Genomic DNA, 23,184 nt, shown 5'->3' on the forward strand with positions numbered 1-23,184 from the left:
ATGGTTTATCTCCAGTGGCGCAGCAGGTATAGGTTGTTCAGGCCTATGACGAGAGTCTATCAGAATTTTGCGTGACACGATAACCCGCTCTTTTTAGCATTTCTGTAAAGAGGGTTGGTGTACCAATAATCTCATCGTCCTGAAGAGGCATGAAAGACACCATGCTACCGCGACGGTACATCAGGGCGCGCTCACACTCAGGAAATGATTGCAGCCTGGCAACGATGACCCCATCGTGACATCTGATGACTGCGTAGCCTTTTTTGGGCAATTCTACTTTTTCTTTCACTTAAACTCCCCCATGCAAACGGGATCAAAGCAACACCCAAAATAATTAATAAAACCACTCTTCAGCACTTTCCGAGGTCTCCAGGAAGCTCTTTTTACCTTGCTTTTCACCACCAGGAACACTCAATCCATCAGAACCAGCGCAACGTACGCGAAGGCTGCAGTTTTCATAATGATCGCCTAACCCTTTCAACAACACCTTCTCGAGTACAGATACCGAGGTTTTAGGCATTTCCTTCATACTATCAATGGTTAATTCAACTTTCATAATGGCCTCCATTGCACATACTGTATGAATATACAGTATACTTAAAAGATAGAATGATCAACGTTTTAACAGCACAAAATGGTAATAATGATGAGATTTGCGTGATGTGGAACATTGCAACAAAAAAAATAAAAATAATAAATATCAATCGCTTATTGGTTTTAGGTGTCTTCCTGCAAATATAAACACACCTAGCCATCATTGAGAATGATTATCGTTATTGAATTTTTTCTTAAACTTGTTAGTATCTTACTCACGGATGGAGAGCCGTTGATAACGGGAGCAAAACTCGATGGATTCAGGAATAACACTTAAATACTATCTTAAAAACAGTGTGTGGAGCGTAATAGTTATTGGTGTTTTTTTATACGCATGGATAAACAATCCTGACAATACTCTGTCTTTCCTGCTGTTACTGGCAATATGTATTAATTCGCTACTTTTTCCTTTTTCTAAATACATCATTCAAAGAAATGCCCTCTTGTTTTCGAAGAAAGAGTTTTGGCAAAGAGACTTTTTTATCAATCCTACTGGTGGTAGTTTAGTAGTTATTTTCGAATTTTTCTGCTTCATCCTGGCAATTCCAGTTTGTTTATTATTTTTAATCTTTAAAACAGTAAAGGCCCTCTCAAAATCTTGAGAGGGCTTTAATACTTAGATACCTATTAACTTGTTAATATCTTCGATAAGGCTGTCATTTACCAGAGCACTCATAGCAGCCATTATAATTGCAAATCCAAGAATACCAACGGGAGTTCCGACCATCAAAGCAAACGTCCATGCAGTTACTGCAGATGCAACCCTCCCCGCAGCAAGCGATTCCATTTTAACAAAGAATGGCCGCCAGTTATCAGTGCTGAGAGCTTTCTGCAATTCAACTGCCACGTCCAGACGGTCGAGACTCTTACTCACAAATCCGAACGCTTTGCTATAGATTCCAAAACTCTTGGCCATTTCAGCTCGATTAATTGACTCCAGAGCATAAGAAATAGCCTGACGGTCTTTTAGACTATATTTTTTATTCAGATTATTTCGGAATTTATCAAAGGATTTGAGCGCATCATCAACTCCCTTAATTTGTTTACCTCTTGAAGCCTCAGCCAGTTCCTTTGCAACTTTCGAAGAGTGCTCGCCTAACTTACCGGTTAGCTGATTGTAGAAATCAGCAGTTACTTTAAGCGCATCCTTGATTTGTTCTGCATCTTTAGATTTTAGCTCATCGACTTTTATCTGTTTGTTTTGCACATCTTCTTTAGATGCTGAGAGTGTTTTTTTTGCCTGTTCGACTTTGACATCCATATCTTTATCAATAGCAAACAAACGGCTCATTTCAGCCCTGACAATTTTCAGTTGTTGCTTAGCACGCCCGGGGTTTTCCAGCGATAGAAACCATTTCTCATTATTCTGTTTTAGATATTCTTCCCGTGCTCGTCTTTTAGACGCTTCTGTTTTCAGAAGGGCAGTATTATCACGCTCATACTTGACTTTACTCAAAGCCAACTGCATCTTTGCCATTTCAAATTCTGAAACATGCCCAGAAAATTCATTAACTTGCATTTCAAATTTTGCAACATCATGATTAAGCTGTTGCAGTTTTTTATCGAGATCTGCTTCGAGAGTCGTTGCGTATTTGATCTTATTATCACTCTCTTCGCGATAGATATCTTTCATCCCCTCAGGCATTGGTACGATAAAATCTTCATCCTCATCAAACGGACTTTTAGGTTTATTCATCTCCCCAATTTTCTGATCCCAAATGCGGGTAACGTTATCCGGACTCTTAGGAGGACTCCCAGACCATCCCTCTACAATCATATCATCTCCACTTCCCTGTAAAGCACGCTGCCACCCGTGACCATTCCAGTGATACCCCATTGACTCCATGATGTTTTTTTCTGTTGGATCAATGTCTTTATAATCAGCCATCATAAACTCCTTTTTCATAAATAATAAAAAAACTGTATGCATATACATATGTATATGCATACAGTTAAAATACACCTCAACTTTCAACAGATCAACAAATAATAATCATTATCATTTATACTGAATTCATAATGACATCCTCTCCACAACAGCTATAACCCCCGCGCATAACCACACTGTTTGTTACTGGATATGCGAAATTCCAGCACCTCATCAATCACTTTCACAGCATCAGCCATTGCGTAGCCAAGATTACCGCCGTCGCTTTGTGCTGCTGCTTTGCTGAGTGTTTCGCGTATCTGGAGCAGGCGCTCGAGTGATACAGGACCGTTCGCCGGGTGGTTGTTAGTTGTCATGCTGACATCCTCCCCACGATTTCAATGACCCGGCGCATAACCGCACTTCCCCGAAAATCTGCTGGTAATTCAATCGCAGACTTACTCGAGCCGTATGAAAAACGCTGGAGATCGAAATCAATCACAGCCTTCTGGTCCCTGAACAAACCAAGACGACCATAACGAATGAGTTCGCCGCGTTCGGCTGCTACGCGGAAATACTTCTCAGCAGTCTGACGGTGCAGCGATAACATCTGTGATGCCTCACTTACGGTTAAGCGTCCACGGATTTTCACCTCTTCGATGATCACCCGGATAAGTGCCGCCTGCTCTTCTGGTGTGTTTGGTCTTGGCATGCTGATCATCTCCGGGCCATACGCAGGCATTCATTACGTTGCTGTGCTATACGTGACACTTCAGCTGAACTACGGGCAATGTCTAACATATCGGTATATACCTTTGCCGCGCGCCGCCAGAGTCCCCGGGACTTCAGATCTTTCGCCATTTTCTCCGCTAATTGCGTTTCAACCGGATCACTTTTCTCTTCCATGAAGGGCAGTTTTACGTCAGGTAATTTTGCATCCGGAGCGATGTTATAAACATACTGAGTTCCGTTGTGAGTACGCAGGACTGTGCCGCTAACAGTCAGCGCGCGCAGAAACTTACCTGCGGTACCGGATGGAATATCCAGCGCTTCACACACATCACGTAATACGCAGTTCGGGGTATGGCGTACCACTATCGCTACCCGATCTTTCTGAGAGATTTCTATAGTCATTGGTCAATACTCGTTTTAGTTAATTAAACCTGCTGCTTTGCGGCGTTTGTATTCTTCCATCAATATTTGCGCTGGCGTTGGTCCCGCCGGATGGTGCGGCGCCGCCAGTTGACGTCGAATTGGTGGCACACTTAGTCCATTACCAACATGCTTCGACCACTTCGTAAGTAACTTTTCCGCCAGTCGTTTCAGCTCCCCCTCTGTCATTTGTCGTTCAACGCCCGTTCTGCGCATTTCGATGCAGATGTGATACAGCACGGGCTGAGGCCATGGATATTTATCGCTTCCTGAATACCGATATGACTCATTGCGCCAGCGCCGGTATTCCGTCATAACCTGTTCCGATGTCAGTCCGAATGGATTCGCTCCACTCTCTGAAACCAGAGAAACAAACTCAGCCAGGTCGGGCGGCCATGTATTTCCCATCGCACAGCGCTCCATGCATTGCTGACAGACCAACCTAATTTGCTGTTCAGTCATCGAACCTATCTGGGCTATCCAGATAGGCGAAGGCTCCGCCCCGTTCTTCTGGGTCCATCGGTTCGAATACACCTCCCCCATGACCTGCCACAGACGCCAGGCTGTTTCCGTCGCCATCAAGTCCATTCCTGCGGCGCCACTCTGCGTGTGCTGACTGAATTTGCTGAACTGACCGGGATGCTGTTGGTTCTGATCCTGCTCCCACATGACTGTTACCTCCGGTTTCTGGTTTTACCTGCGTTCTCACCCGGGCTACATGTCGGGCAAATTTTTGTTCCCACTGGATTTGTGTAAAAACTTTCCCTTCCGACTCCCAATACGCGGTGAATTCTGCGAGTTCAGTCAGAAGGTAATCTGGTTCAGGCAGGGAGATACCCCACGATGCGGCGCGCTGTCGGAAGTCTCTGGAGGGAAGCCAGCTATCTGTCATGCTGAATTTCCCGATCGGTTCATCAACACCGTCCAGGTATCGGGGCATGGCCGGGGATGGCAGTTCATCCCCATTCGGATTTTTCATCGCGCCCGCGTTAAGAGAGGGGTTTAAGATCTGTTTACTGCTAACTGCTTTCTGGATACCTGATGGCAAAGGTTTAGCCAAAGACTTAGCCTTATCCTTAGGCAAAGCGAAAGCCTTATCAAAAGCCGTCCCCATAGCGTCAGAAACCCCGTAGCAGGCGGCTTTGAGAGCTTCATATGCTTTATCTTTCAGTGAACATTCAGGCAGTAATTCAAACGATCTTGCCCATGATTTGATCACGTTCACTGATGCTGGAGGGTTATGTTTCACCGCGTTAGGCAACCAAAAAACTCTGGCTTTAAGATCGGCTTCCACCATACCTAACGCTATGGCTTCGCCTAAGGCTAAGTCGAAGGCTTCGACATCCCAGTTTAATTCTTCAGCCATAGCCGCCCTTCCCGCCTTATACAGCCCGGGAATAATCCCTGTGAATGGACCCGTAAGCAGGTAAATAAACAGACTCTGCCCACTTGGCGGGAGTGGTGATAAGGCTCGAAACTTAGGATCATCCCACATGGTGATCTTCACCTTACGGTAAGGCTCGTTACTAGCCTTACTCTTAGGCATGGCCTTAGCCAAAGGATTAGGCATACTTCACCCCGCGAGTTGCAGTAATAATGGTCATTGGTCAAAACTCGATTAAAACAATTGCGGCGCTACGGCGCTTATACTCGCCAGTAGTGGTCCCGCCGCGTCAGCAGGTAACATGTTGAACAATGCGATTGCCGCCTCACGAATCTCCTTCTCGAGCTTTTGTAATGGCGCGCCAATTAATTTCGCATGGTGTGCCTCACTGCACTCTTTGATAGCGTTCGCCACCAGCTCTGCTTCTGTGCTCGCATTACTTAACCCGTGCTTCCTGGCAATCTGAACTGGCATAGCAGCAATGATTGAGCCTGACAGCTGCATAACGTAAGCCGTATACTTTTCTGACCCCCCTTCGTTTTTCAGATACCGGAATAAATTCTGCTTATTAACAGCAATTCCGCGGCCATCTGCCTTGGCCCACTCTTCGGCCACCAGCTGAGCGATCCGTTCCTGTGCCTGTCCTGGTAATGTCGATTCCCATTCACGAACGGCGGCCAATATGGCACGATGCTGAATGCCGTCACGGCGCTGGGGTTTAAATTGATTTTGCGATTTCACCGGAGCGGCTACTCGTGGTTTATTATGGGTATAAGCTACTGATTGCATCATTCAGACCTCGCTTTGTGGCGGAAATACACTATCAAGAGAGCAAGTGCGCCCTAACTCGTTAAGCTTCTCCACAATCAATCTGCATTCCGGTAGGCCTGGTTGGCGTGTTCCGTTCTCATAATTTGAGAGCCTTGACTGACGCCACCCGAATAATTTGGCTAATTGCTCTTGAGTTAAACCGAGCGCTTGCCGTTCTTTGGCGATGTTATTCATCTTGTCCTCACATATAGTGTTTAGCTGAATTAAACACACAATGTGTTAGATAGTCAAGACGAAACGTTCTTTGAGCGTTAACACGTAACGTGGTAAAAATCAGTAATGAATATAAACACTGCAATTGCCGCCAGACTGAAGCAGCTACGCGAACAGAAAAATATGTCGCAATCTAAACTCGCAGAGTTATGTGGGTGGGCTCAGTCACGCATCGGGAACTATGAAGCAGGTCGCCGCAATGTTGGCGTTGACGACGCTATAACGATATCTAAAGCTCTCGGCATTAGCCCGGTTGAGCTAATGTTTGGTGATGATCACGCCGAATCATGGTTAACGCCAAAACATCGTAAGTTGATTACTCTTTTTGACCAGTTGCCGGAGTCTGAACAAGACAGAATGATCGATACCTTTCAATTACGGCTTAAAGAAATTGATGAGTATGTTGAGAAATACCTTCGGGGACGATTAAAGCCAACTGACGACTAAGCTACAATTTTCAGCACTCTAACCAGCCTCCTTGGCTGGTTTTTTTATGCCTTTCCCACTCCCTTTTCCCATATCGTTATCATCCACACCACCTTAAACACATGCTGTGTTGACTTTTAAACACATTTAGAGTTTAAATATAAACACATTTTGAAAAACGTCATCGAGGCAGGACGCCCACGAAGTAGCTGCCGGCGGCATACGAATCACCGGATGAGATGACAAGTATTAACACGCAGCAGGTTCAAAGTTCCGCCAGCCTGGCGACAAGGGCAACGCAAGAGGATAAATCCATGATCGATTTCGCACGTAAACCAGTGCGGTGTCAGGCCGTACATCTAAATCGCATTGAAGTAATCATTCGACTGATTTGCTACACGCTTGCCCAGAAGGGCGACCCGTCTGCCGACCAACAGACTGCAGTTCGTTCATAACGAGTTTGACCAATGGCTGTTGCCAGCCTCATGCCCGGTGCACAGGGCATTGTGATGGTAATACCACCATCGTAACCAAACAGGAGACGAAGACCTGTTCTGGTTAAATTGGAAAAGTGTTCTTTGCCCGTCCCGTGGCGGGCTTTTTTCCGGAGGTTTTTATGTCAGCTAACGATCTGGCATTGCGCTTCAGCAGTGCGCCAGCCGAGGCATTAATCGGGGTTTTGCCTGTTCTGGAAGTCAAAGAAGCATTACGTGAAGAAGTTGAAAGTGATGTGATGGATGAAGTCTGGACTGAGCACAACTTTGAAATGGAAGCGATGGGTGAACAAGTTGATGAAACAGCCAGGCTCGCTCGTAAGTTTGAATGTGCGGCTGAAGCTCTTGGAACGGCGATCAAACTTGCTCTGACTCTCCCACATAATGAGGCAATGCAGGTTTTGAATGACGCCTTAAACGATAACCCGGGATACGGTCGCGAACCGGCAAAGGATGCATGATGGAGTTTGGAATGAAACGTGTGGTGGCATCTGTTCAGGTGGTTGCCATCCTCAACAGGATTTACAACGGCAGTCCGGTTTCCATCGCATCAATCAGTAAGGAATCGAAGCTGTCTGTGTCTTACCTCGAGCAGATTTTCTCGAAGCTGCGCAGCAGTGAAATCGTCACCAGCCAGCGTGGCGCTGGTGGCGGATACCACCTTAGCAAAGCAAACCCCAGCGTGGCTGACGTCGTTCGCGCCGTTACTCACACGCCTGATTCATTTGAGCCTGTGCTGAATGCTCTGGAGTGGGTTCCCGTCGCACAACTGGCGCAGGGAAAATCCCCTACCCCTTAAAGCACAAAACCCGCGCAAGGCGGGTTAAGTACCCGGTCAGCCGACCAAAGCTTTCCGGAACGAGTTTTGACCAATAACCACTACCTTAGGCGGCGATCATCAGCTGCCGGGTATCTTACAATCCAATGGAGCCCAAACGCAATGTTAACGTATGCGTATCTTATTAAAGCCAAAGCGAAAGCAACTGAGGCAAAAAACCTGTTCTGCTGGTTCTCTGCGAAATCAGATTCCCGTGCAGAACGCGAAATCCTCAATATTCTCGAAGATAACGATATTGCCGTCGGCCGTGGCGCCGACTATCAATTACCTGTCCGCACCAACTGGTTTGTTGTTGACGATCTTCCTGAGGAAAGCACACTTGATGACACATGGTGCGATCGTTACGAACTGGCAGAAGACCAGCAAACGTGGCAACTGAAACAGAAGCCGGATAATGAAAATCTGGAGGCTTCCAGCCAGCAAAAACCTGAAACCTCCAGTGCCAATGTACCCACCAGCGATGCGCCAGCATTGCTCCGCCCCATATCTCGCCTGCGCCTGTCTCAGCGGCTGATTGCGCACCTGTTAAATGACGGTGAAGAGAAGGAAATCAGTGAAGCGCGGCACGTCCAGATCGGGCAAATGGAACTGGACGAAAATGATCTCTATGTACAAAACCTGTTACTGGCCGTTGTGAATGTGCCGGCGGTGAAAGAGCTTTCTGCTCATGTTGAGTGGAAGCTGGCAAATGCAATAAAAGAAGTCTTTGACCGTGAGCAGGTCTATGACGTTGCTTCATTTGAGCAATTTATTACCGAATGGATTGAAGAACCAGAAAAGCGAGCTCTTACCGTTCAGGAGTGGGTTAATCAAAAGAAAGCTGGAGTTGCGGGTGATGAACATGCCATTCCACCTGTAACGCCAGAGCTTATTACCGTTGCGACTTTGCCGCTACGCCAGCGCCTCTTAGCTCAGTTTATTTCTGAAGAATATGCTTACCATATTGATACTGAGCAGAAGAAAACCATTCAGGAACTCGAGCTGGATGTGGATAACAGCTATGTGCAGAACCTGCTGCTTGCCGCCGAGAATGTAGATCCATTCAGGAAAGCGCCAGAGATAGATATCTGGAAAATCGTCAGCGCGCTGAAAACCGTTTTTCCGGTTGATGGAAAACGAGTTGATCTGGTCACCGTTATCCAGTTCTTTAAGGCCTGGTTCAATACTGAGCACATTGACCGTGGGCTGCTGGTTAAAGAGTGGTGTAAGGGCAATCGTGTGTCGCAGATTCAGCGCACTGACTCCGGAACCAATGCTGGTGGAGGCAATAAGACCGATCGCAACCCGGAACTTGTCCACACGCTGGATACTCTGGACATTGATATTGCGCTGGCCACACTTCCAATGGATTTCAACATCTACGATATTCCTGGTGGCGTTTTCCGTCGTGCAAAAGAGATCATTTCTAAAAACGAAAGCCCGTTCAAAGAGTGGTCCGCCGCCCTGCGCAAACGCGCTGGCATCCTGGATTATTCCCGCGCCGCTATTTTCGCGCTTATTCGTAGTGCAGAAGAAAACACTCACCATTTCCCGGAACTGCTGAGCCGTTACATCAACAAAAACCTGACTGAAACCGACCACCAGCACCCAACTGAAGAAACCCTAGCGGCAGCCGGTCACGTACCAGAAAAAAGCTGGGAAAACGAGATGAAAGAGAGGTCCACAGCTGAACAGAAGGCAACAGCCGAACAACCAGAAATCGCCAACATGGGCAACGGTGTTTTCTCCATTGATGGCCTGATGGGTAACCAGCCGGCGCCAGCGCTTTCTGTCGTAGACCAGGTACGCCAGCGCGCCGTCGAAGAAAAATTACATCAAGCCAATACCGAGGAAACCACCAGCGATGTGCAGATGGAAAAAACTGACAACAGCGAAATCAAAACCAATCCTGATGTGCCTCAGGGCGAAGCAGCAGCTTTGCCAGTTGAAAGCACTGATGCAACTGGTGAGCCTGCAGCTTCACTGAATAATGAACCCGTTCACCATATAGATACGGATCACCTGAACGCTTTTTATACTCACCTGATGGTTGATTTGGAAACTATGGGCAGCGGTCCTGATGCACCAATAGTCTCTATCGGCGCCGTATATTTTGATCCTTCAACTGGTAACACTGGTGCCGAATTTTACCAAGTTGTCAGTCTTGAATCATCGATGTCGTTTGGCATGAAACCGGATGCGTCGACAATTCACTGGTGGTTGAAACAATCATCTGAAGCCCGTTCTGCCATTCTTGTGGATGAGGCCCTGGGGCTGCGTGAAACCCTTGAACTCCTGGCTGACTTTATCGCTGAAAACGCTGCTAACGGTAGCCACACTGTTCAATTATGGGGTAATGGTTGCTCGTTTGATAACGTCATTCTGCGCCGCGCGTACGCGTTAACAGAAACTCCCTTCTCTGTTCCGTTCTGGAATGACAGGGACGTAAGGACCATGGTCGAACTGGGTAAATCTGTCGGTATCAATCCACGCTTCGACATCCCGTTTGAAGGCGATATGCACAATGCGCTTTCTGACGCCCGGCATCAGGTCAAATATGTCTCTGCAATCTGGCAACGCTTGACCGCAAACTGATTTCATATATTCACTAAGTGGCCCATCACTGGGCCATACTCTGGGGGAAAAATGTCCAGACTGATTTTACTCTCTGAATGGGCGAGATCAGAGTTCGGTGACCCGATTCCGAGCAAGTCCACACTCAACAAATACGCTAAAAACGGGATGATCTTTCCTTTGCCTTGCCGTGTTGGGAAAAGCTGGCGCGTTGAGGCTAATGCGCGATTTACTGGGCTCACAACAGAACCTGTAATTAAAAATCAAGATCATCCATTACTCAGAAGGATTTTAGAAGATGGCTAGACCTCGAAAACACAACGTGACCATTCCCGGATTGTCATGTTTCCTGGATTCGAGGACCAACAGGGTGTACTGGAGGTATAAGCACCCTGTAACTGGTAAATTTCATGGATTGGGAACAGATGAGCAAGTTGCTAAAGAAATAGCTGTCGAAGCAAATAGCCGGCTCGCAGAAAGACAAATGCGGCACACTTTTAAAATCAGAGAAGAAATTAATAAACGGTGTGGGCTTTCTACAACGGTAAGCGAATGGATTGTTCGGTACCGAGAGTTGCAGGACCAGCGTTACGAAACTGGAGAGATAAAACTCAATACGCTCAAGCAGAAAAACGCCCCACTTAAGGTTTTCGAAAGTCATCTTGGCATGCGGTCAATCGACAGCATAACAGTTAAGGATATAGTTGGGATCCTTGAGGACTACAAGAATAAAGGCCAACTACGGATGGCACAAATTGTACGCAAGGTGCTATCGGATGTTTTTAAAGAAGCACAGCAGGTAGGAGAAGTACCGGCGGGATTTAATCCAGCTGACGCTACAAAAAAACCGCAGGTCCGTGTCTCCAGACAACGACTGACGTATGAAGAATGGCTAATGATCTATAAGGCAGCCGAAAAAGATAATTACTTTCTGCAGAAAGGAATGCTGCTGGCCATCATCACAGGACAGCGGTTGGCCGATATTTGTAATATGAGATTTTCAGATGTCAGGGATGGTCATCTCTTTGTTGAACAAAGTAAAACAGGAGCCAAAATCGCGATACCTTTAAAGTTACGTTGTAACAAGATAAACATTTCTCTTGAAGATGTAATCGCTCAATGCCGGGACAGAATACTTAGTCCGTATTTACTACATCATCACCACGATAAAGGGAAAGGCAAAAGAGGAGGAATGGTAAAACCGGCATCTCTAACTGGTGCGTTCAGAAAAGCACGTGACTCAGTTGACTACGACTGGTCAAGCAAAGGAGCTCCCCCTTCTTTCCATGAGCAACGTTCTTTGGCTGAAAGGTTATTCAGAGAGCAAGGTATCGACACACAAATTTTATTGGGCCATAGCAGTAAAGTAATGACCGATCACTACAACGATACGCGCGGAAAAGAGTGGAAAAAACTGGTCATTTGACGACCAGTTTTGCAGAAGAGTTTTGCAGGGGTTTTGCAGAAGAATTTAAAAACGATAACCCGCAGAGAACATAAACACCCACGGATCGAGGCGTACGCTGTCTCGCTGCTGGACGCCACCCATTTTATAGCTTGCGGTGGTGTCGATATCCATGTACCAGACCGACATGTTAATCAGCCAGTCGCGGTTAATCAGATAGTCCATACCGACTTGCCCTGCCGCACCCCAGGAATCTTTCAGGCTCAGGTCCGATAATCCGGCTTCCTTACCGTTGTTGTTAAAGCCTTCGTCGAAGAAGGTGGTGTAGTTCACACCAACACCAACATAAGGACGCAGTTTGCTGCTGGAATCACCGAAGTACCACTGTGCCATTAATGTCGGCGGTAAATGGTGAACAGTGGCAATATCGCCCGTCGCGGCAGTCCCAATTTTGTGACGGAACGGCGTGGCTGCCAGTAATTCAACACCGATATTGTCGGTTGCCATGTAGGTGAATGTCAGACCCAACTGGGTGTTATTACTGACATCAAAGCCACCTAAGCTTCCCAGCGTCCCCCCCGCGCCTTCCGTCGGCCTGACGGTAGCAGAACCCGCACGAATGAAGAATTCTCCAGCCTCATGCGCAAATGCGTTACCAGAGAGAAGAGTTGTTAAAGCCACTGCTGCAACTGTTAATTTTTTCATGTCCGCTCCATCGTTATGGTTATAAAAGCGGAACAAATATACCCACATTGGAGTAATAAGTGATCTTACCTGGATCACATTGACTTTGATAATTTAACATTTATTGATCCAGATTAAGTTAGAACTTGCATTCAAAATCCTGGTTAAATTAATTCAGATCAATTTTGATATATTTTCGCCATGCAAGTATCCGATACCTGCTGATGGAAAGCGTTGCTTATTTGCCCATGATGCGCAGAGAACAACCAGCGTTCTTGCATAACGCTGAAGTGATAGCCAAAAATTACCGGAGCTTTACAAAGATATGCCTTTCCATACATCGCGCGATGCTGCCACTGTAGAGTTATCCAGGGTACAATTGCCCGCAAATGAACACCTGCAAAACTCAAGGAGAGTGCATGTCTATCACGGCGAAATCCGTTTACCGTGACACGGGAAACTTTTTCCGTAATCAATTCATTACCATCTTGCTGGTATCGTTGTTGTGCGCGTTTATCACAGTGGTGTTAGGGCATGCCTTTTCTCCCAGTGACGCACAAATTGCGCAGCTCAGTGAAGGGGATCAGTTAACCAGTAGCGTAGGTCTGTTCGATCTGGTACAAAATATGACCCCGGAGCAACAGCAAATTCTGCTACGCGCTTCCGCGGCGTCGACATTTTCAGGCCTGATTGGTAATGCCATCCTCGCGGGAGGTATCATCCTGATGATTCAGCTGATTTCAGCAGGTCATCGGGTCAGCGCGTTACGCGCCATCGGCGCCAGTGCGCCAGTGTTGCCCAAGCTGTTTATTCTGATTTTTCTGACTACTCTGCTGGTGCAAATCGGTATTATGCTGGTGGTCGTACCCGGTATTCTGCTGGCCATCCTGTTAGCACTCGCACCGGTGATGTTGGTACAGGATAAAATGGGTGTCTTTGCCGCAATGCGCAACAGCATGCGTCTGGCATGGTCTAATATGCGACTGGTCGCGCCGGCAGTGATCGGTTGGCTGCTGGCTAAAACGCTGCTGTTGCTTTTTGCGCCAAGTTTTGCGGTACTTACGCCGAACGTAGGCGCGGTATTGGCGAATACGCTGAGCAATATGATCTCCGCCGTGTTGCTGATCTATTTGTTCCGCCTGTACATGCTGATTCGCCAATAAACCCTGAACGCATACCGGGCGCAGGCCTGGTGCTTTTGATGACGGAATGAAGAATGAAGCAGTTTCTTGATTTTTTACCGCTGGTTGTCTTTTTTGCCTTTTATAAGCTTTACGACATCTACGCGGCGACCTCGGCACTGATTGTCGCGACGGCTGTGGTTTTGATTTACAGCTGGGTTCGCTACCGCAAGGTCGAGAAGATGGCGTTAATCACCTTTGTTCTGGTTGCCGTGTTCGGTGGCCTGACTATCTTCTTCCACAACGATGAATTCATTAAGTGGAAAGTTACGGTGATTTACGGACTGTTTGCCGGTGCGCTGCTGGTTAGCCAGTGGGTGATGAAAAAGCCACTGATTCAGCGCATGTTAGGCAAAGAGCTGACCCTGCCGCAGCAGGTCTGGTCGAAGCTTAATTTAGCCTGGGCCGTCTTTTTCATTCTCTGTGGCCTGGCGAATATCTATATCGCTTTTTGGCTGCCGCAGAATATTTGGGTCAACTTTAAAGTATTCGGCCTGACAGCCCTGACCTTATTCTTTACGCTGCTGAGCGGTGTCTATATTTACCGCCATCTGCCGCAGGAAGATAAATCGTAATACATGTCCGCCAGATCTACCGATCTGGCGAATTTTTATCCCCTCACGTTCCTCATTACCGCTAACCCGGCTTACTTCCACTTCACACACCGCATCCCTCTGTTCTCAACGCGCAAATTCTAGTAGCATCGCGCCTGTAATCTTTCTCTATAGTCGGTTCAACAATGACAACAACGAATAATACTCCCCAGGGTGAACTGGTTTTACGCACTCTGGCTATGCCTGCCGATACCAATGCGAACGGTGATATTTTTGGCGGCTGGCTGATGTCACAAATGGATATAGGTGGCGCTATTCAGGCCAAAGAGATCGCACATGGTCGTGTGGTAACGGTGCGCGTTGAAGGAATGAGCTTTTTACGCCCGGTTGCCGTAGGCGATGTGGTTTGTTGCTATGCGCGCTGCGTAAAACGCGGGACGACCTCGATCAGCATTAATATTGAAGTCTGGGTGAAGAAAGTTGCTTCAGAACCTATCGGCCAGCGCTATAAAGCCACCGAAGCCCTGTTTATCTATGTTGCCGTTGATAAAGACGGTAAGCCACGCCCGATCCCTACCCTGGGCTGATAAGTCACGATAGCATCGCCCTCCGGCAATCACTCAATTCATTGCTTATTGCCGGAGGGCGGCGAACCGCCAAATCCGGCCTGCGCCTTATTCAATCTGCGTTGCGCCGTTCAGACGGAACACGATATTCACTACCAGTCCGGACCCCGGTTTCCCGGCCTCATAGCGCCATCTGCGCATCGCATTTTTCACTTCACGCTCAAACATATTCGCCGGCTGCGCGGACAGAATTTCCACGTTTTCAACACGGCCATCCGGCGTCACATCAAATTTAACTTTAACACGACCTTCTATGCGTAGCGCTTGCGCTCGCGCAGGATACTGCGGCTGATTACGGCTTAAAGCGCGAGGACCTGCTGGCGCACTTACCGCTGCTTTACTGGTTGCCGGCGCAGTACTGGTCGTTGGACGCGCAGGCGCCGTATTTTCAAATGGGGATGCCGGGCGCGGCTCTGCGGGTTTAGCATCACGTTTGGGCTGCTCTACCACTTTTTTCACCGGTTTTGGCTTCGGTTTAGGCTTGGGCTTCGGTTTCTCAATCACTACCGGCGCCTCTTTTGGCGGCTCCGGGATTGGCTCTGGTTCCGGTTCTGGCTCAACGACGGGTTCCGGCGGCGGCTGAACGGCCTGGGGCGGTTCGAGATCGGCAGGCGCGACCATGGTAACGGAGATCGGCTGCGCTGGCGCAGGCAGTTCAATAACCTGATGTACCGAGGTATACAATAGACCCGCCACTACAGCACCATGGATGCCGACGGAAAGTAACGTTGGCCAGGGAAAGCGACGAGGTAAATCAAGGGTCATTGAAGTCATAATCGTTTCAGTTAAAAAACCAGGCCCTGATTTTAAATGCAAATAGCAATCATATTCAATAAGACCTGGGCAGTAAGCCGCATTTAAAACACGATTTTATGTAAAAAAACCTTCATCACAATGTGGTCTTAACAAATCCGTTATCTTTACGTTGCAGTTGGCATGCCTTTCCAATAACGTAATTAACGACTTTTACCGATTAAGGAGCTCTACCCGTGCTGTACGTTATTTATGCTCAAGATATCGCAGACTCTCTCGACAAACGCCTTTCCGTGCGCCCTGCTCATCTGGCCCGTCTGCAACTCCTGCATGACGAAGGACGACTGCTCACGGCAGGACCGATGCCAGCAGTTGACAGTAACGATCCGGGTGTCGCGGGGTTTACCGGCTCGACGGTGATTGCAGAATTTGAATCTTTAGAAGCAGCGCAGGCGTGGGCAGAAGCCGACCCCTATGTCGCAGCAGGCGTTTACGCGCAGGTTTCAGTAAAACCGTACAAGAAAGTATTTTAAAAACAGTACGAAAGCAGACATTGGGCACCACCAGCGGTGCCCTTTTGAGATCAGATACTGTGGATTGCAAACAGCAACGAGTTACGTTGATGATTCAGAATACACTTTCTGATGCTATGGATACGCATGTTACGACGCGATTGTCCTTCAAGCCAACGTGCTTTACGGCGGCTAGCCTGACGCTGCATCCGCCAGCGTCCCACTTCCGTTCTACTACGCTTCATGTTAACTACTCTTCCAGTCACTGAGCGGCCATTATAACGCCACACCGAATGCAGGCCAGTGGTTTTCCCGTGTTTTTATTTGCCAGATTTATCCTGATGCGTAAACTCTTAACAATACGCTTTCAAAAGGATTTTTAAATTTATGACAACCTTCTACACCGTGGTGAGTTGGCTGGTCATTCTGGGTTACTGGGTACTCATTGCTGGCGTCACATTACGCATTCTAATGAAGCGACGCGCAGTGCCCTCCGCAATGGCATGGCTGTTGATCATCTATATACTGCCATTGGTAGGGATCATAGCTTATCTGTCCTTCGGTGAACTCCACCTGGGTAAACGCCGCGCCGAACGCGCCCGGGCAATGTGGCCTTCCACGGCCAAATGGCTGAACGACCTCAAAGCCTGTGAACATATTTTCGCACAGGAAAACAGCAGCGTTGCTTCTTCATTATTTAAGCTGTGCGAGCGTCGTCAGGGAATCGCCGGCGTTAAGGGGAATCAACTGCAGCTGCTCACCAGTTCCGATGACGTGATGCAGGCGCTGATCCGTGATATTCAATTGGCGCGTCATAATATCGAGATGGTGTTCTACATCTGGCAACCGGGAGGTATGGCCGATCAGGTTGCCGAGTCGTTAATGGCGGCCGCCAGAAGAGGCGTTCACTGCCGCCTGATGCTGGACTCTGCGGGCAGCGTGGCATTCTTCCGCAGCCCGTGGGCGGCGATGATGCGTAACGCGGGTATTGAAGTCGTCGAAGCCCTCAAGGTTAACCTGATGCGTGTGTTTTTGCGCCGGATGGACCTGCGCCAACACCGTAAGATGGTGATGATCGACAACTATATTGCTTATACCGGCAGCATGAACATGGTCGACCCGCGCTTCTTTAAGCAGGATGCGGGCGTGGGTCAATGGGTCGATTTAATGGCGAGAATGGAAGGACCTGTTGCCACCGCGATGGGCATCGTCTATTCCTGCGACTGGGAAATTGAAACCGGGAAACGCATTTTACCCCCGCCGCCGGACGTCAATATCATGCCGTTTGAGCAGGCCAGCGGTCACACCATTCACACTATCGCCTCGGGACCAGGTTTCCCTGAAGATTTGATCCATCAGGCGCTATTAACTGCTGCTTATTCGGCGCGTGAATATTTAATTATGACCACGCCCTATTTCGTCCCCAGCGATGATTTACTGCATGCGATCTGTACGGCCGCACAGCGTGGGGTCGACGTCAGTATCATTCTTCCGCGTAAGAATGATTCTCTGCTGGTTGGCTGGGCAAGCCGGGCATTTTTCACCGAACTGCTGGCTGCGGGCGTCAAAATATATCAGTTCGAAGGCGGCTTGCTGCACACCAAGAGCGTACTGGTTGATGGCGAACTGAGCCTGGTCGGTACCGTTAACCTGGATATGCGCAGTTTGTGGCTGAATTTTGAAATCACGCTGGTTATTGATGACGCAGGATTCGGGGGCGACCTCGCCGCAGTGCAGGATGATTATATTTCTCGTTCACGCCTTCTTGACGCTCGTTTGTGGGTAAAACGACCACTCTGGCAGCGGATTGCCGAGCGACTGTTTTACTTCTTTAGCCCGTTGCTGTAAAACGTGCCAATCAGACAGTAAACAGGTAGTCATTATGGATATGGATTTGAACAACCGCCTGACCGAAGACGAAACGCTTGAGCAGGCTTACGATATTTTTCTCGAACTGGCTGCGGACAACCTCGATCCGGCAGATATCATTCTGTTCAATTTGCAGTTTGAAGAGCGCGGCGGTGCAGAATTATTTGACCCGGCAGAGGACTGGCAGGAACACGTCGATTTTGACCTGAATCCTGACTTCTTTGCCGAAGTGGTGATTGGTCTGGCAGATACAGAAGACGGCGAGATTAACGATATTTTTGCCCGCGTTCTGTTGTGTCGCGAAAAAGATCACAAGCTCTGCCACATTCTCTGGCGCGAATAATTAAAAAAAGCTGCTCTCGCAGCTTTTTTACTTTTAGCCCGGTAATTTGCTTCCGCACCGGTTACAAAACTGCGCGCTGTGCTCATGCTGACTTTGCTGACACTGCGGACATTTACGCTGATTCTGCCGATGCTGGAACGCACTGCTCATATGCGTCGTTATCAAACCTGTCGGGATCGCAATCACGGAATAACCGATCAGAATCAGCACTGACGCTACCATGCGCCCGAGCGGCGTGTGGGGCGTGATATCGCCATAGCCGACGGTGGTTACCGTGACGATGGCCCAATACACTGATGCATTCAGCGTACTAAAACCATATTTGGGTCCTTCAATCAGATACATTAGCGCGCCGAATACAATCATCAGAATGGCAATAAATGAATAGAACAAGATTAGCTGATGCCGGGCGCTTTTTATTGCGCTCCAGAATATACGCAGAGAAGGCATAAAGCGCAGCAGTTTGAGAATTCGCAGTACACGCAGGACACGCATCGCCCGCCAGGCGAAAACATAACTCAGACTGATTTCCGGCCATAACCACATCACATACAGTGGCAGAATGGTGGCAAGATCAATAATCCCCCAGAAGCTAAATACATATTTAGCGGGATTAGCCCAGCAGCATAATCGCAACAGATATTCGAGAGTAAAGACCAGAGTGATAAAGACTTCCAGCCAGACAAATACGCGCCACTCCTCAAAGGTCAAATGGTATTGCGTCCCGACCCCAGACTCAACGAAGATAACAATCACGCTGAGCAGCGCGAACACTGCGCACATACCTTCAAAACGGCGCCCCGAGCGTGTGTCTAAATCAAATAATGTACGATAAAGCGTACGGCGAACAGAAGAAACTAAGCCAGACACAAATACCTCACCAAAAAGAAGGGCTGACCTTTGTCAGCCCTCACGATTATAGCGGGTCTACTTTCAGGCAGGAAACGGCGTGTCGAAAACTGCCTTCGAGTACCGGGCGTGTTTTTGCACACTCTGGTCCGGCAATCGGGCAGCGCGTACGGAACACACAGCCCGAAGGAGGATTAATCGGCGACGGCAACTCGCCTTCCAGCAACTGGATAACTTTGTTCCTTTCCATATCCGGATCGGGGATCGGCACAGCAGACATGAGCGCTTTGGTATAAGGGTGCAGCGGATTATGGTACACCTCGTCATAGGTGCCTAATTCCACTGCGTGTCCGAGATACATCACCAGTACGCGATCGGAGATATGCTTAACCACCGCCAGGTCGTGGGCAATGAAAATTAATGACAGCCCCATTTCACGCTGTAGCTGCTGCAGGAGGTTGACGACCTGGGCCTGAATGGATACGTCCAGCGCAGAAACCGGTTCATCACAGATAATCAGTTTCGGTTCGAGAATCAGCGCGCGGGCAATACCGATACGCTGACATTGGCCGCCGGAAAACTCATGCGGGTAACGGTTAATCAGGTTTGGCAGCAACCCAACCTTCATCATCATTGCCTTCACGCGGTCACGGACTTCCTGCCCCGGCAGTTTCGGATGATAAGTCCGCAGCGGCTCGGCAATAATTTCACCAATGGTCATACGCGGATTTAATGACGCCAGCGGATCCTGGAAAATCATCTGAATATCACTGCGCACCTCCCGCCATTCATCAGGTTTCATACCCAACAAATCTTTCCCCAGCCAGGCGACCTTTCCATCAGTGGCTTTCACCAGACCGATAATCGCCCGAGCAAAGGTCGATTTTCCGCAGCCGGATTCCCCCACCACGCCAAGGGTTTCACCTTCATACAATCGCAGGGTGACGCCATCAACCGCTTTCAGGGATTTCGACGGTTGCCAGAACCACTGCTTACCATCCTTAATGTCGAAATGGACTTTGAGATCGGCAATTTCAAGGAGTACTTTTCGTTGTTCGGTGACTGCATTCATACCAATTCCTCCACCGGTTTAAAGCAGGCGCGCAGACGGCCCGGACTAAATTCCTCCAGTGGTGGGGCACTGCTACAGATTTCCATCGCATGCGGGCAGCGCGGCTGGAACGGACAGCCTTTTGGCAGACGCAGCAGGTTCGGCGGGTTGCCCGGGATAGTTAACATCTCTTCCCCTTCAGCGTCCAGACGCGGTACGGCATTCAGCAAACCAATTGAATACGGATGAACGGGCTTATAAAAGACATCCCGTGCACTGCCATATTCCATGGTTCGTCCGGCGTACATCACCAGCACTTTGTCACAAATACCGGCGACAACCCCCAGATCATGGGTGATCATGATAATTGCGGTGTTGAATTCGCTTTTCAGTTCATTCAGCAGCGTCATAATTTGCGCCTGTACCGTAACATCGAGCGCGGTAGTCGGCTCATCGGCGATCAATAATTTTGGTCTGCACAGCAGCGCCATGGCGATCATTACGCGCTGACGCATTCCGCCAGAGAATTCATGCGGATACATTTTCATGCGCTTACGTGCTTCCGGCATTTTCACCGCATCCAGCATTTTTACTGACTCTTCAAACGCTTCTGCTTTACTCATGCCTTTGTGCAGCATGAGAACTTCCATCAGTTGCTCTCCGACCCGCATGTACGGATTCAGAGAGGTCATCGGATCCTGAAAAATCATTGAGATTTGCTCGGCGCGCAGTTTGTTCAGCTCGTGCTCCGGTAAATTCAATATTTCACGCCCGTTAAACGTAGCGGAACCTCCGATACGGCCATTCGCCGCCAGCAGCCCCATCAGGGCAAACGCGGTTTGCGATTTGCCCGAACCGGACTCACCCACAATACCCAACGTTTCTCCGGCTCGCAGGGAAAAGTTTAAATCGTTTACTGCAGTAACATCGCCATCGGGGGTGGCAAACGTCACGCGCAAATCCTTAACGTTCAGCAGTGCGTTAGCCTGTTGTTGCGCGAGCGGCGCGGTTGCGGTCTCAATTACGCTCATGGCGGCGCTCCTTAACGGTCTTTCGGGTCGAGGGCATCACGCAGGCCATCGCCAATAAAGTTAAAACAGAACAAAGTAACCACCAGGAAACCGGCCGGGAACAGCAACAGCCATGGCGATACTTCCATTGAGTTGGCACCATCACTCAGCAATGCGCCCCAGCTACTTAACGGCTCCTGCGTCCCTAATCCCAGAAAACTCAGGAAAGACTCAAACAGGATCATGCTGGGCACCAGCAACGAGGCGTAGACCACCACAACCCCCAATACGTTTGGCACAATATGACGGATAACGATGCGCACGGTAGACACCCCGCCGACTTGCGCCGCCTCAATAAACTCTTTGCGCTTCAGACTCAGCGTTTGTCCACGCACGATACGCGCCATATCCAGCCAGGAAACCATCCCGATAGCGACAAAAATCAGCAGGATGTTTTGTCCAAAGAAGGTCACCAGCAGGATCACGAAGAACATGAACGGGAAGGAGTTGAGGATTTCCAGCAGGCGCATCATTACCGAGTCGATTTTACCGCCGAGATAACCCGACAAAGAACCATACAGCGTGCCAACCACGACCGCCACCAACGCGGCGGCAATGCCAACCATCAGCGAGATGCGCCCGCCAATCGCCACACGCACCAGCAGATCGCGACCCGATGAGTCGGTGCCAAAGTAGTGCCCGGACTCCATATCCGGCGCGCTGGACATCATTCCCCAGTCGGTATCAAAGTAGGTAAACTGCGACAGCATTGGCGCCAGCGTCACAAACAGCGCAATAATCACCAGCACCACCAGGCTTGCCACCGCCGCGCGGTTATGCATAAATCGGCGACGCGCGTCCTGCCACAGGCTGCGACCTTCGACCTCCAGCTTTTCACTGAAATTCTCCAGCGCCTCGCTGTTTTTCTTACTTAACATCATAGCGAGCTCCAGTATCAGTAACGAATCTTCGGATCGATAACGGCATACAGCACATCGACAATCGCGTTAAACACGATAGTCAGCGTACCGACCAGAATGGTCAGACTCAGGACCAGCGAATAATCGCGATTTAAGGCGCCATTGACGAACAGTTGCCCAATGCCCGGCAAACCATAGATGGTTTCAATGACCATTGAACCAGTAATTATGCCGACAAATGCCGGTCCCATATAAGACAGCACGGGTAGCAGCGCAGGTTTTAACGCATGGCGGAAAATAATCCGCCGCATCGGCAGCCCTTTGGCGCGCGCGGTACGAATAAAGTTTGAATGCAGCACTTCAATCATTGAGCCGCGGGTAATACGGGCAATACTGGCGATATAAGCGAGCGATAACGCCACCATCGGCAGGATCATAAATTTCAACGCCCCGCCGTTCCAGCCACCGCCGGGCAGCCATTTCAACGTTATGGCAAATATCATGACCAATAAGGGAGCAACGACGAAACTGGGGATAACCACCCCGGTCATCGCGACCCCCATTACCGTGTAGTCCCAGCGCGTATTTTGCTTCAGCGCGGCGATCACCCCTGCGCTAACGCCGACGAGCACCGCCAGAATAAAGGCCGCTGCGCCAAGCTTCGCTGACACCGGAAAACTTGAAGCGACAAGGTCGTTAACCGTGTAATCTTTATATTTAAAGGATGGCCCAAAATCGCCATGCGCCAGTTGTTTCAGGTAGCTGAAATACTGTGTGGAGATGGGATCGTTGAGATGATATTTCGCTTCTATATTAGCCAGCACTTCTGGCGGCAATGCGCGTTCCCCGGTGAATGGGCTTCCCGGCGCAAGGCGCATCATAAAGAATGAAATCGTAATAAGAATAAACAGCGTCGGAATCGCTTCCAGACAGCGACGTAAAATAAATTTCAACATAACCCGTACCTTCCGGCGTGTGCCTTTATACCCGTCATACTTCCAGTCGCAGGTGCGTTGGCTTTCTCACTCACCCCGGTCATTTACTACTCGTAAGCTCCCGGGGATTCGTTGCGTCG

The 23,184-nt window shown here is 49.0% G+C and carries 32 protein-coding genes and 1 pseudogene; 15 read left to right on the top strand and 18 right to left on the bottom strand.

The features are described from left to right. Nucleotides 1-43: 43 nt before the first annotated feature. Nucleotides 44-289 carry a hypothetical protein gene (locus OGV69_RS16220; RefSeq protein WP_074458519.1) on the bottom strand — a complete coding sequence of 82 codons (246 nt, stop codon included), beginning with the start codon at nt 287-289 and terminating at the stop codon, nt 44-46. A gap of 45 nt (nt 290-334) precedes the next feature. Next, on the bottom strand, nt 335-556 hold the full coding sequence (locus OGV69_RS16225) for a DinI-like family protein (RefSeq protein WP_069324635.1): 222 nt from the start codon (nt 554-556) through the stop codon (nt 335-337). Nucleotides 557-848: 292 nt separating this feature from the next. On the opposite strand from OGV69_RS16225, the gene OGV69_RS25225 reads away from it, so the two are divergent. Further along, the gene (locus OGV69_RS25225) at nt 849-1,196 is read left to right on the top strand and encodes a colicin E1 family microcin immunity protein (RefSeq protein WP_069324636.1); all 348 of its coding nucleotides are present in this window, start codon (nt 849-851) and stop codon (nt 1,194-1,196) included. 14 nt (nt 1,197-1,210) lie between these two features. Here the strand turns inward: OGV69_RS25225 and OGV69_RS16230 are convergent, their stop codons facing one another. From OGV69_RS16230 to OGV69_RS16265, 8 genes are all read right to left on the bottom strand, one after another. Continuing rightward, on the bottom strand, nt 1,211-2,485 hold the full coding sequence (locus OGV69_RS16230) for a colicin-like pore-forming protein (RefSeq protein ID WP_176722614.1): 1,275 nt from the start codon (nt 2,483-2,485) through the stop codon (nt 1,211-1,213). A gap of 149 nt (nt 2,486-2,634) precedes the next feature. Beyond that, on the bottom strand, nt 2,635-2,838 hold the full coding sequence (locus OGV69_RS16235) for a hypothetical protein (protein WP_069324638.1): 204 nt from the start codon (nt 2,836-2,838) through the stop codon (nt 2,635-2,637). Further along, nucleotides 2,835-3,173: a DUF977 family protein gene (locus OGV69_RS16240; protein WP_069324716.1), complete on the bottom strand. Its 339-nt coding sequence runs from the start codon at nt 3,171-3,173 to the stop codon at nt 2,835-2,837. Before OGV69_RS16240 ends, OGV69_RS16235 begins: the two co-directional genes overlap by 4 nt. Before the next feature lie 5 nt (nt 3,174-3,178). Then, nucleotides 3,179-3,595, bottom strand: coding sequence for a PerC family transcriptional regulator (locus OGV69_RS16245; RefSeq protein ID WP_065944701.1), 417 nt, complete (start codon nt 3,593-3,595; stop codon nt 3,179-3,181). 15 nt (nt 3,596-3,610) lie between these two features. Further along, on the bottom strand, nt 3,611-4,156 hold the full coding sequence (locus OGV69_RS16250) for a replication protein P (protein WP_082031712.1): 546 nt from the start codon (nt 4,154-4,156) through the stop codon (nt 3,611-3,613). Then, on the bottom strand, nt 4,068-4,979 hold the full coding sequence (locus OGV69_RS16255; protein WP_069324717.1) for a DnaT-like ssDNA-binding domain-containing protein: 912 nt from the start codon (nt 4,977-4,979) through the stop codon (nt 4,068-4,070). Before OGV69_RS16255 ends, OGV69_RS16250 begins: the two co-directional genes overlap by 89 nt. Nucleotides 4,980-5,231: 252 nt before the next feature. Continuing rightward, a complete protein-coding gene (locus OGV69_RS16260; RefSeq protein WP_069324640.1) occupies nt 5,232-5,786 on the bottom strand; it encodes a toxin YdaT family protein in 555 nt (184 codons plus the stop codon). 3 nt (nt 5,787-5,789) lie between these two features. Beyond that, complete coding sequence (locus tag OGV69_RS16265; RefSeq protein WP_003832309.1) at nt 5,790-6,002, bottom strand: helix-turn-helix domain-containing protein; 213 nt, start codon at nt 6,000-6,002, stop codon at nt 5,790-5,792. Nucleotides 6,003-6,107: 105 nt separating this feature from the next. Between OGV69_RS16265 and OGV69_RS16270 the strand changes: the two genes are divergently transcribed. The 7 genes from OGV69_RS16270 to OGV69_RS16300 all read left to right on the top strand — a co-directional run bounded on the left by OGV69_RS16270 (nt 6,108) and on the right by OGV69_RS16300 (nt 11,778). Then, complete coding sequence (locus tag OGV69_RS16270; protein ID WP_069324641.1) at nt 6,108-6,488, top strand: helix-turn-helix domain-containing protein; 381 nt, start codon at nt 6,108-6,110, stop codon at nt 6,486-6,488. Nucleotides 6,489-6,706: 218 nt separating this feature from the next. Next, nucleotides 6,707-6,922 carry a hypothetical protein gene (locus tag OGV69_RS16275; protein WP_074458522.1) on the top strand — a complete coding sequence of 72 codons (216 nt, stop codon included), beginning with the start codon at nt 6,707-6,709 and terminating at the stop codon, nt 6,920-6,922. 161 nt (nt 6,923-7,083) lie between these two features. Further along, entirely contained in the window at nt 7,084-7,422 is a 339-nt protein-coding gene (locus OGV69_RS16280; RefSeq protein ID WP_135107954.1) for a hypothetical protein, read from the top strand. An 11-nt stretch (nt 7,423-7,433) separates the two neighbouring features. Further along, on the top strand, nt 7,434-7,760 hold the full coding sequence (locus OGV69_RS16285) for an RrF2 family transcriptional regulator (RefSeq protein ID WP_032944383.1): 327 nt from the start codon (nt 7,434-7,436) through the stop codon (nt 7,758-7,760). Between the two features lie 141 nt (nt 7,761-7,901). Then, nucleotides 7,902-10,373: a 3'-5' exonuclease gene (locus OGV69_RS16290; RefSeq protein ID WP_074458523.1), complete on the top strand. Its 2,472-nt coding sequence runs from the start codon at nt 7,902-7,904 to the stop codon at nt 10,371-10,373. 51 nt (nt 10,374-10,424) lie between these two features. Then, entirely contained in the window at nt 10,425-10,658 is a 234-nt protein-coding gene (locus tag OGV69_RS16295) for an excisionase (RefSeq protein ID WP_044691230.1), read from the top strand. Beyond that, the gene (locus OGV69_RS16300; RefSeq protein ID WP_069324642.1) at nt 10,651-11,778 is read left to right on the top strand and encodes a phage integrase Arm DNA-binding domain-containing protein; all 1,128 of its coding nucleotides are present in this window, start codon (nt 10,651-10,653) and stop codon (nt 11,776-11,778) included. The genes OGV69_RS16295 and OGV69_RS16300 overlap by 8 nt, the downstream gene beginning before the upstream one ends. Before the next feature lie 45 nt (nt 11,779-11,823). Here the strand turns inward: OGV69_RS16300 and ompW are convergent, their stop codons facing one another. Further along, nucleotides 11,824-12,462, bottom strand: a complete 639-nt coding sequence (gene ompW / locus OGV69_RS16305; protein ID WP_069324643.1) for an outer membrane protein OmpW — start codon at nt 12,460-12,462, stop codon at nt 11,824-11,826. Between the two features lie 283 nt (nt 12,463-12,745). Here ompW and OGV69_RS16310 point away from each other — a divergent pair. The 4 genes and pseudogenes from OGV69_RS16310 to yciA all read left to right on the top strand — a co-directional run. Next, nucleotides 12,746-12,832: pseudogene (locus OGV69_RS16310) on the top strand (YkgJ family cysteine cluster protein); the annotation flags it as partial. Nucleotides 12,833-12,860: 28 nt separating this feature from the next. Then, a complete protein-coding gene (locus OGV69_RS16315; protein ID WP_038640992.1) occupies nt 12,861-13,604 on the top strand; it encodes a YciC family protein in 744 nt (247 codons plus the stop codon). Nucleotides 13,605-13,657: 53 nt separating this feature from the next. Continuing rightward, complete coding sequence (locus tag OGV69_RS16320; RefSeq protein ID WP_069324644.1) at nt 13,658-14,197, top strand: septation protein A; 540 nt, start codon at nt 13,658-13,660, stop codon at nt 14,195-14,197. A 164-nt stretch (nt 14,198-14,361) separates the two neighbouring features. Continuing rightward, nucleotides 14,362-14,763 (top strand): acyl-CoA thioester hydrolase YciA, encoded by a 402-nt coding sequence (gene yciA, locus OGV69_RS16325; protein ID WP_038640996.1) that lies wholly within the window; start codon nt 14,362-14,364, stop codon nt 14,761-14,763. Between the two features lie 87 nt (nt 14,764-14,850). Here the strand turns inward: yciA and tonB are convergent, their stop codons facing one another. After that, a complete protein-coding gene (gene tonB, locus OGV69_RS16330; protein WP_038643203.1) occupies nt 14,851-15,567 on the bottom strand; it encodes a TonB system transport protein TonB in 717 nt (238 codons plus the stop codon). A gap of 224 nt (nt 15,568-15,791) precedes the next feature. On the opposite strand from tonB, the gene OGV69_RS16335 reads away from it, so the two are divergent. Next, the gene (locus OGV69_RS16335) at nt 15,792-16,088 is read left to right on the top strand and encodes a YciI family protein (protein ID WP_006684292.1); all 297 of its coding nucleotides are present in this window, start codon (nt 15,792-15,794) and stop codon (nt 16,086-16,088) included. Nucleotides 16,089-16,138: 50 nt separating this feature from the next. On the opposite strand, the gene OGV69_RS16340 is transcribed toward OGV69_RS16335, so the two are convergent. Further along, complete coding sequence (locus OGV69_RS16340) at nt 16,139-16,312, bottom strand: YciY family protein (RefSeq protein ID WP_087856120.1); 174 nt, start codon at nt 16,310-16,312, stop codon at nt 16,139-16,141. Between the two features lie 142 nt (nt 16,313-16,454). Here OGV69_RS16340 and cls point away from each other — a divergent pair, with 142 nt between their 5' ends. Further along, entirely contained in the window at nt 16,455-17,915 is a 1,461-nt protein-coding gene (gene cls / locus OGV69_RS16345) for a cardiolipin synthase (RefSeq protein WP_038641094.1), read from the top strand. Nucleotides 17,916-17,949: 34 nt separating this feature from the next. Continuing rightward, complete coding sequence (locus tag OGV69_RS16350; RefSeq protein ID WP_003020691.1) at nt 17,950-18,279, top strand: HI1450 family dsDNA-mimic protein; 330 nt, start codon at nt 17,950-17,952, stop codon at nt 18,277-18,279. 33 nt (nt 18,280-18,312) lie between these two features. Here the strand turns inward: OGV69_RS16350 and OGV69_RS16355 are convergent, their stop codons facing one another. Genes OGV69_RS16355 through oppB form a run of 5 tightly spaced genes read right to left on the bottom strand, consistent with a single transcriptional unit; the run spans nt 18,313 to nt 23,065 of the window. Next, nucleotides 18,313-19,149, bottom strand: a complete 837-nt coding sequence (locus OGV69_RS16355) for an ion transporter (RefSeq protein ID WP_069324645.1) — start codon at nt 19,147-19,149, stop codon at nt 18,313-18,315. 46 nt (nt 19,150-19,195) lie between these two features. Further along, nucleotides 19,196-20,200 carry a murein tripeptide/oligopeptide ABC transporter ATP-binding protein OppF gene (oppF, locus tag OGV69_RS16360; protein WP_069324646.1) on the bottom strand — a complete coding sequence of 335 codons (1,005 nt, stop codon included), beginning with the start codon at nt 20,198-20,200 and terminating at the stop codon, nt 19,196-19,198. Next, nucleotides 20,197-21,210 carry a murein tripeptide/oligopeptide ABC transporter ATP-binding protein OppD gene (gene oppD / locus OGV69_RS16365; protein WP_038641097.1) on the bottom strand — a complete coding sequence of 338 codons (1,014 nt, stop codon included), beginning with the start codon at nt 21,208-21,210 and terminating at the stop codon, nt 20,197-20,199. Before oppD ends, oppF begins: the two co-directional genes overlap by 4 nt. A gap of 11 nt (nt 21,211-21,221) precedes the next feature. After that, complete coding sequence (oppC, locus tag OGV69_RS16370) at nt 21,222-22,130, bottom strand: oligopeptide ABC transporter permease OppC (RefSeq protein WP_008784950.1); 909 nt, start codon at nt 22,128-22,130, stop codon at nt 21,222-21,224. 14 nt (nt 22,131-22,144) lie between these two features. Continuing rightward, entirely contained in the window at nt 22,145-23,065 is a 921-nt protein-coding gene (gene oppB / locus OGV69_RS16375) for an oligopeptide ABC transporter permease OppB (protein ID WP_003020708.1), read from the bottom strand. Nucleotides 23,066-23,184 lie beyond the last annotated feature (119 nt).

It is taken from the genome of Citrobacter sp. Cc139 (assembly GCF_030334645.1).
In the GTDB taxonomy this organism is placed as follows: Bacteria; Pseudomonadota; Gammaproteobacteria; order Enterobacterales; family Enterobacteriaceae; genus Citrobacter; species Citrobacter werkmanii.

Bases quoted from the DNA above. Each gene is read 5' to 3' on its own strand.
- OGV69_RS16270 (WP_069324641.1), top strand. From the start codon at position 6,108: ATGAATATAAACACTGCAATTGCCGCCAGACTGAAGCAGCTACGCGAA.
- ompW (WP_069324643.1), bottom strand. From the start codon at position 12,462: ATGAAAAAATTAACAGTTGCAGCAGTGGCTTTAACAACTCTTCTCTCT.
- oppD (WP_038641097.1), bottom strand. From the start codon at position 21,210: ATGAGCGTAATTGAGACCGCAACCGCGCCGCTCGCGCAACAACAGGCT.
- OGV69_RS16250 (WP_082031712.1), bottom strand. From the start codon at position 4,156: ATGGGGGAGGTGTATTCGAACCGATGGACCCAGAAGAACGGGGCGGAG.
- OGV69_RS16230 (WP_176722614.1), bottom strand. From the start codon at position 2,485: ATGATGGCTGATTATAAAGACATTGATCCAACAGAAAAAAACATCATG.
- OGV69_RS16350 (WP_003020691.1), top strand. From the start codon at position 17,950: ATGGATATGGATTTGAACAACCGCCTGACCGAAGACGAAACGCTTGAG.
- OGV69_RS16320 (WP_069324644.1), top strand. From the start codon at position 13,658: ATGAAGCAGTTTCTTGATTTTTTACCGCTGGTTGTCTTTTTTGCCTTT.
- OGV69_RS16315 (WP_038640992.1), top strand. From the start codon at position 12,861: ATGTCTATCACGGCGAAATCCGTTTACCGTGACACGGGAAACTTTTTC.
- OGV69_RS16275 (WP_074458522.1), top strand. From the start codon at position 6,707: ATGACAAGTATTAACACGCAGCAGGTTCAAAGTTCCGCCAGCCTGGCG.
- cls (WP_038641094.1), top strand. From the start codon at position 16,455: ATGACAACCTTCTACACCGTGGTGAGTTGGCTGGTCATTCTGGGTTAC.
- oppB (WP_003020708.1), bottom strand. From the start codon at position 23,065: ATGTTGAAATTTATTTTACGTCGCTGTCTGGAAGCGATTCCGACGCTG.
- OGV69_RS16260 (WP_069324640.1), bottom strand. From the start codon at position 5,786: ATGCAATCAGTAGCTTATACCCATAATAAACCACGAGTAGCCGCTCCG.
- yciA (WP_038640996.1), top strand. From the start codon at position 14,362: ATGACAACAACGAATAATACTCCCCAGGGTGAACTGGTTTTACGCACT.
- OGV69_RS16290 (WP_074458523.1), top strand. From the start codon at position 7,902: ATGTTAACGTATGCGTATCTTATTAAAGCCAAAGCGAAAGCAACTGAG.
- OGV69_RS16240 (WP_069324716.1), bottom strand. From the start codon at position 3,173: ATGCCAAGACCAAACACACCAGAAGAGCAGGCGGCACTTATCCGGGTG.
- OGV69_RS16280 (WP_135107954.1), top strand. From the start codon at position 7,084: ATGTCAGCTAACGATCTGGCATTGCGCTTCAGCAGTGCGCCAGCCGAG.
- OGV69_RS16255 (WP_069324717.1), bottom strand. From the start codon at position 4,979: ATGGCTGAAGAATTAAACTGGGATGTCGAAGCCTTCGACTTAGCCTTA.
- OGV69_RS16245 (WP_065944701.1), bottom strand. From the start codon at position 3,595: ATGACTATAGAAATCTCTCAGAAAGATCGGGTAGCGATAGTGGTACGC.
- oppF (WP_069324646.1), bottom strand. From the start codon at position 20,200: ATGAATGCAGTCACCGAACAACGAAAAGTACTCCTTGAAATTGCCGAT.
- OGV69_RS16285 (WP_032944383.1), top strand. From the start codon at position 7,434: ATGAAACGTGTGGTGGCATCTGTTCAGGTGGTTGCCATCCTCAACAGG.
- OGV69_RS16225 (WP_069324635.1), bottom strand. From the start codon at position 556: ATGAAAGTTGAATTAACCATTGATAGTATGAAGGAAATGCCTAAAACC.
- oppC (WP_008784950.1), bottom strand. From the start codon at position 22,130: ATGATGTTAAGTAAGAAAAACAGCGAGGCGCTGGAGAATTTCAGTGAA.
- OGV69_RS16235 (WP_069324638.1), bottom strand. From the start codon at position 2,838: ATGACAACTAACAACCACCCGGCGAACGGTCCTGTATCACTCGAGCGC.
- OGV69_RS16295 (WP_044691230.1), top strand. From the start codon at position 10,425: ATGTCCAGACTGATTTTACTCTCTGAATGGGCGAGATCAGAGTTCGGT.
- OGV69_RS16340 (WP_087856120.1), bottom strand. From the start codon at position 16,312: ATGAAGCGTAGTAGAACGGAAGTGGGACGCTGGCGGATGCAGCGTCAG.
- tonB (WP_038643203.1), bottom strand. From the start codon at position 15,567: ATGACCCTTGATTTACCTCGTCGCTTTCCCTGGCCAACGTTACTTTCC.
- OGV69_RS25225 (WP_069324636.1), top strand. From the start codon at position 849: ATGGATTCAGGAATAACACTTAAATACTATCTTAAAAACAGTGTGTGG.
- OGV69_RS16265 (WP_003832309.1), bottom strand. From the start codon at position 6,002: ATGAATAACATCGCCAAAGAACGGCAAGCGCTCGGTTTAACTCAAGAG.
- OGV69_RS16300 (WP_069324642.1), top strand. From the start codon at position 10,651: ATGGCTAGACCTCGAAAACACAACGTGACCATTCCCGGATTGTCATGT.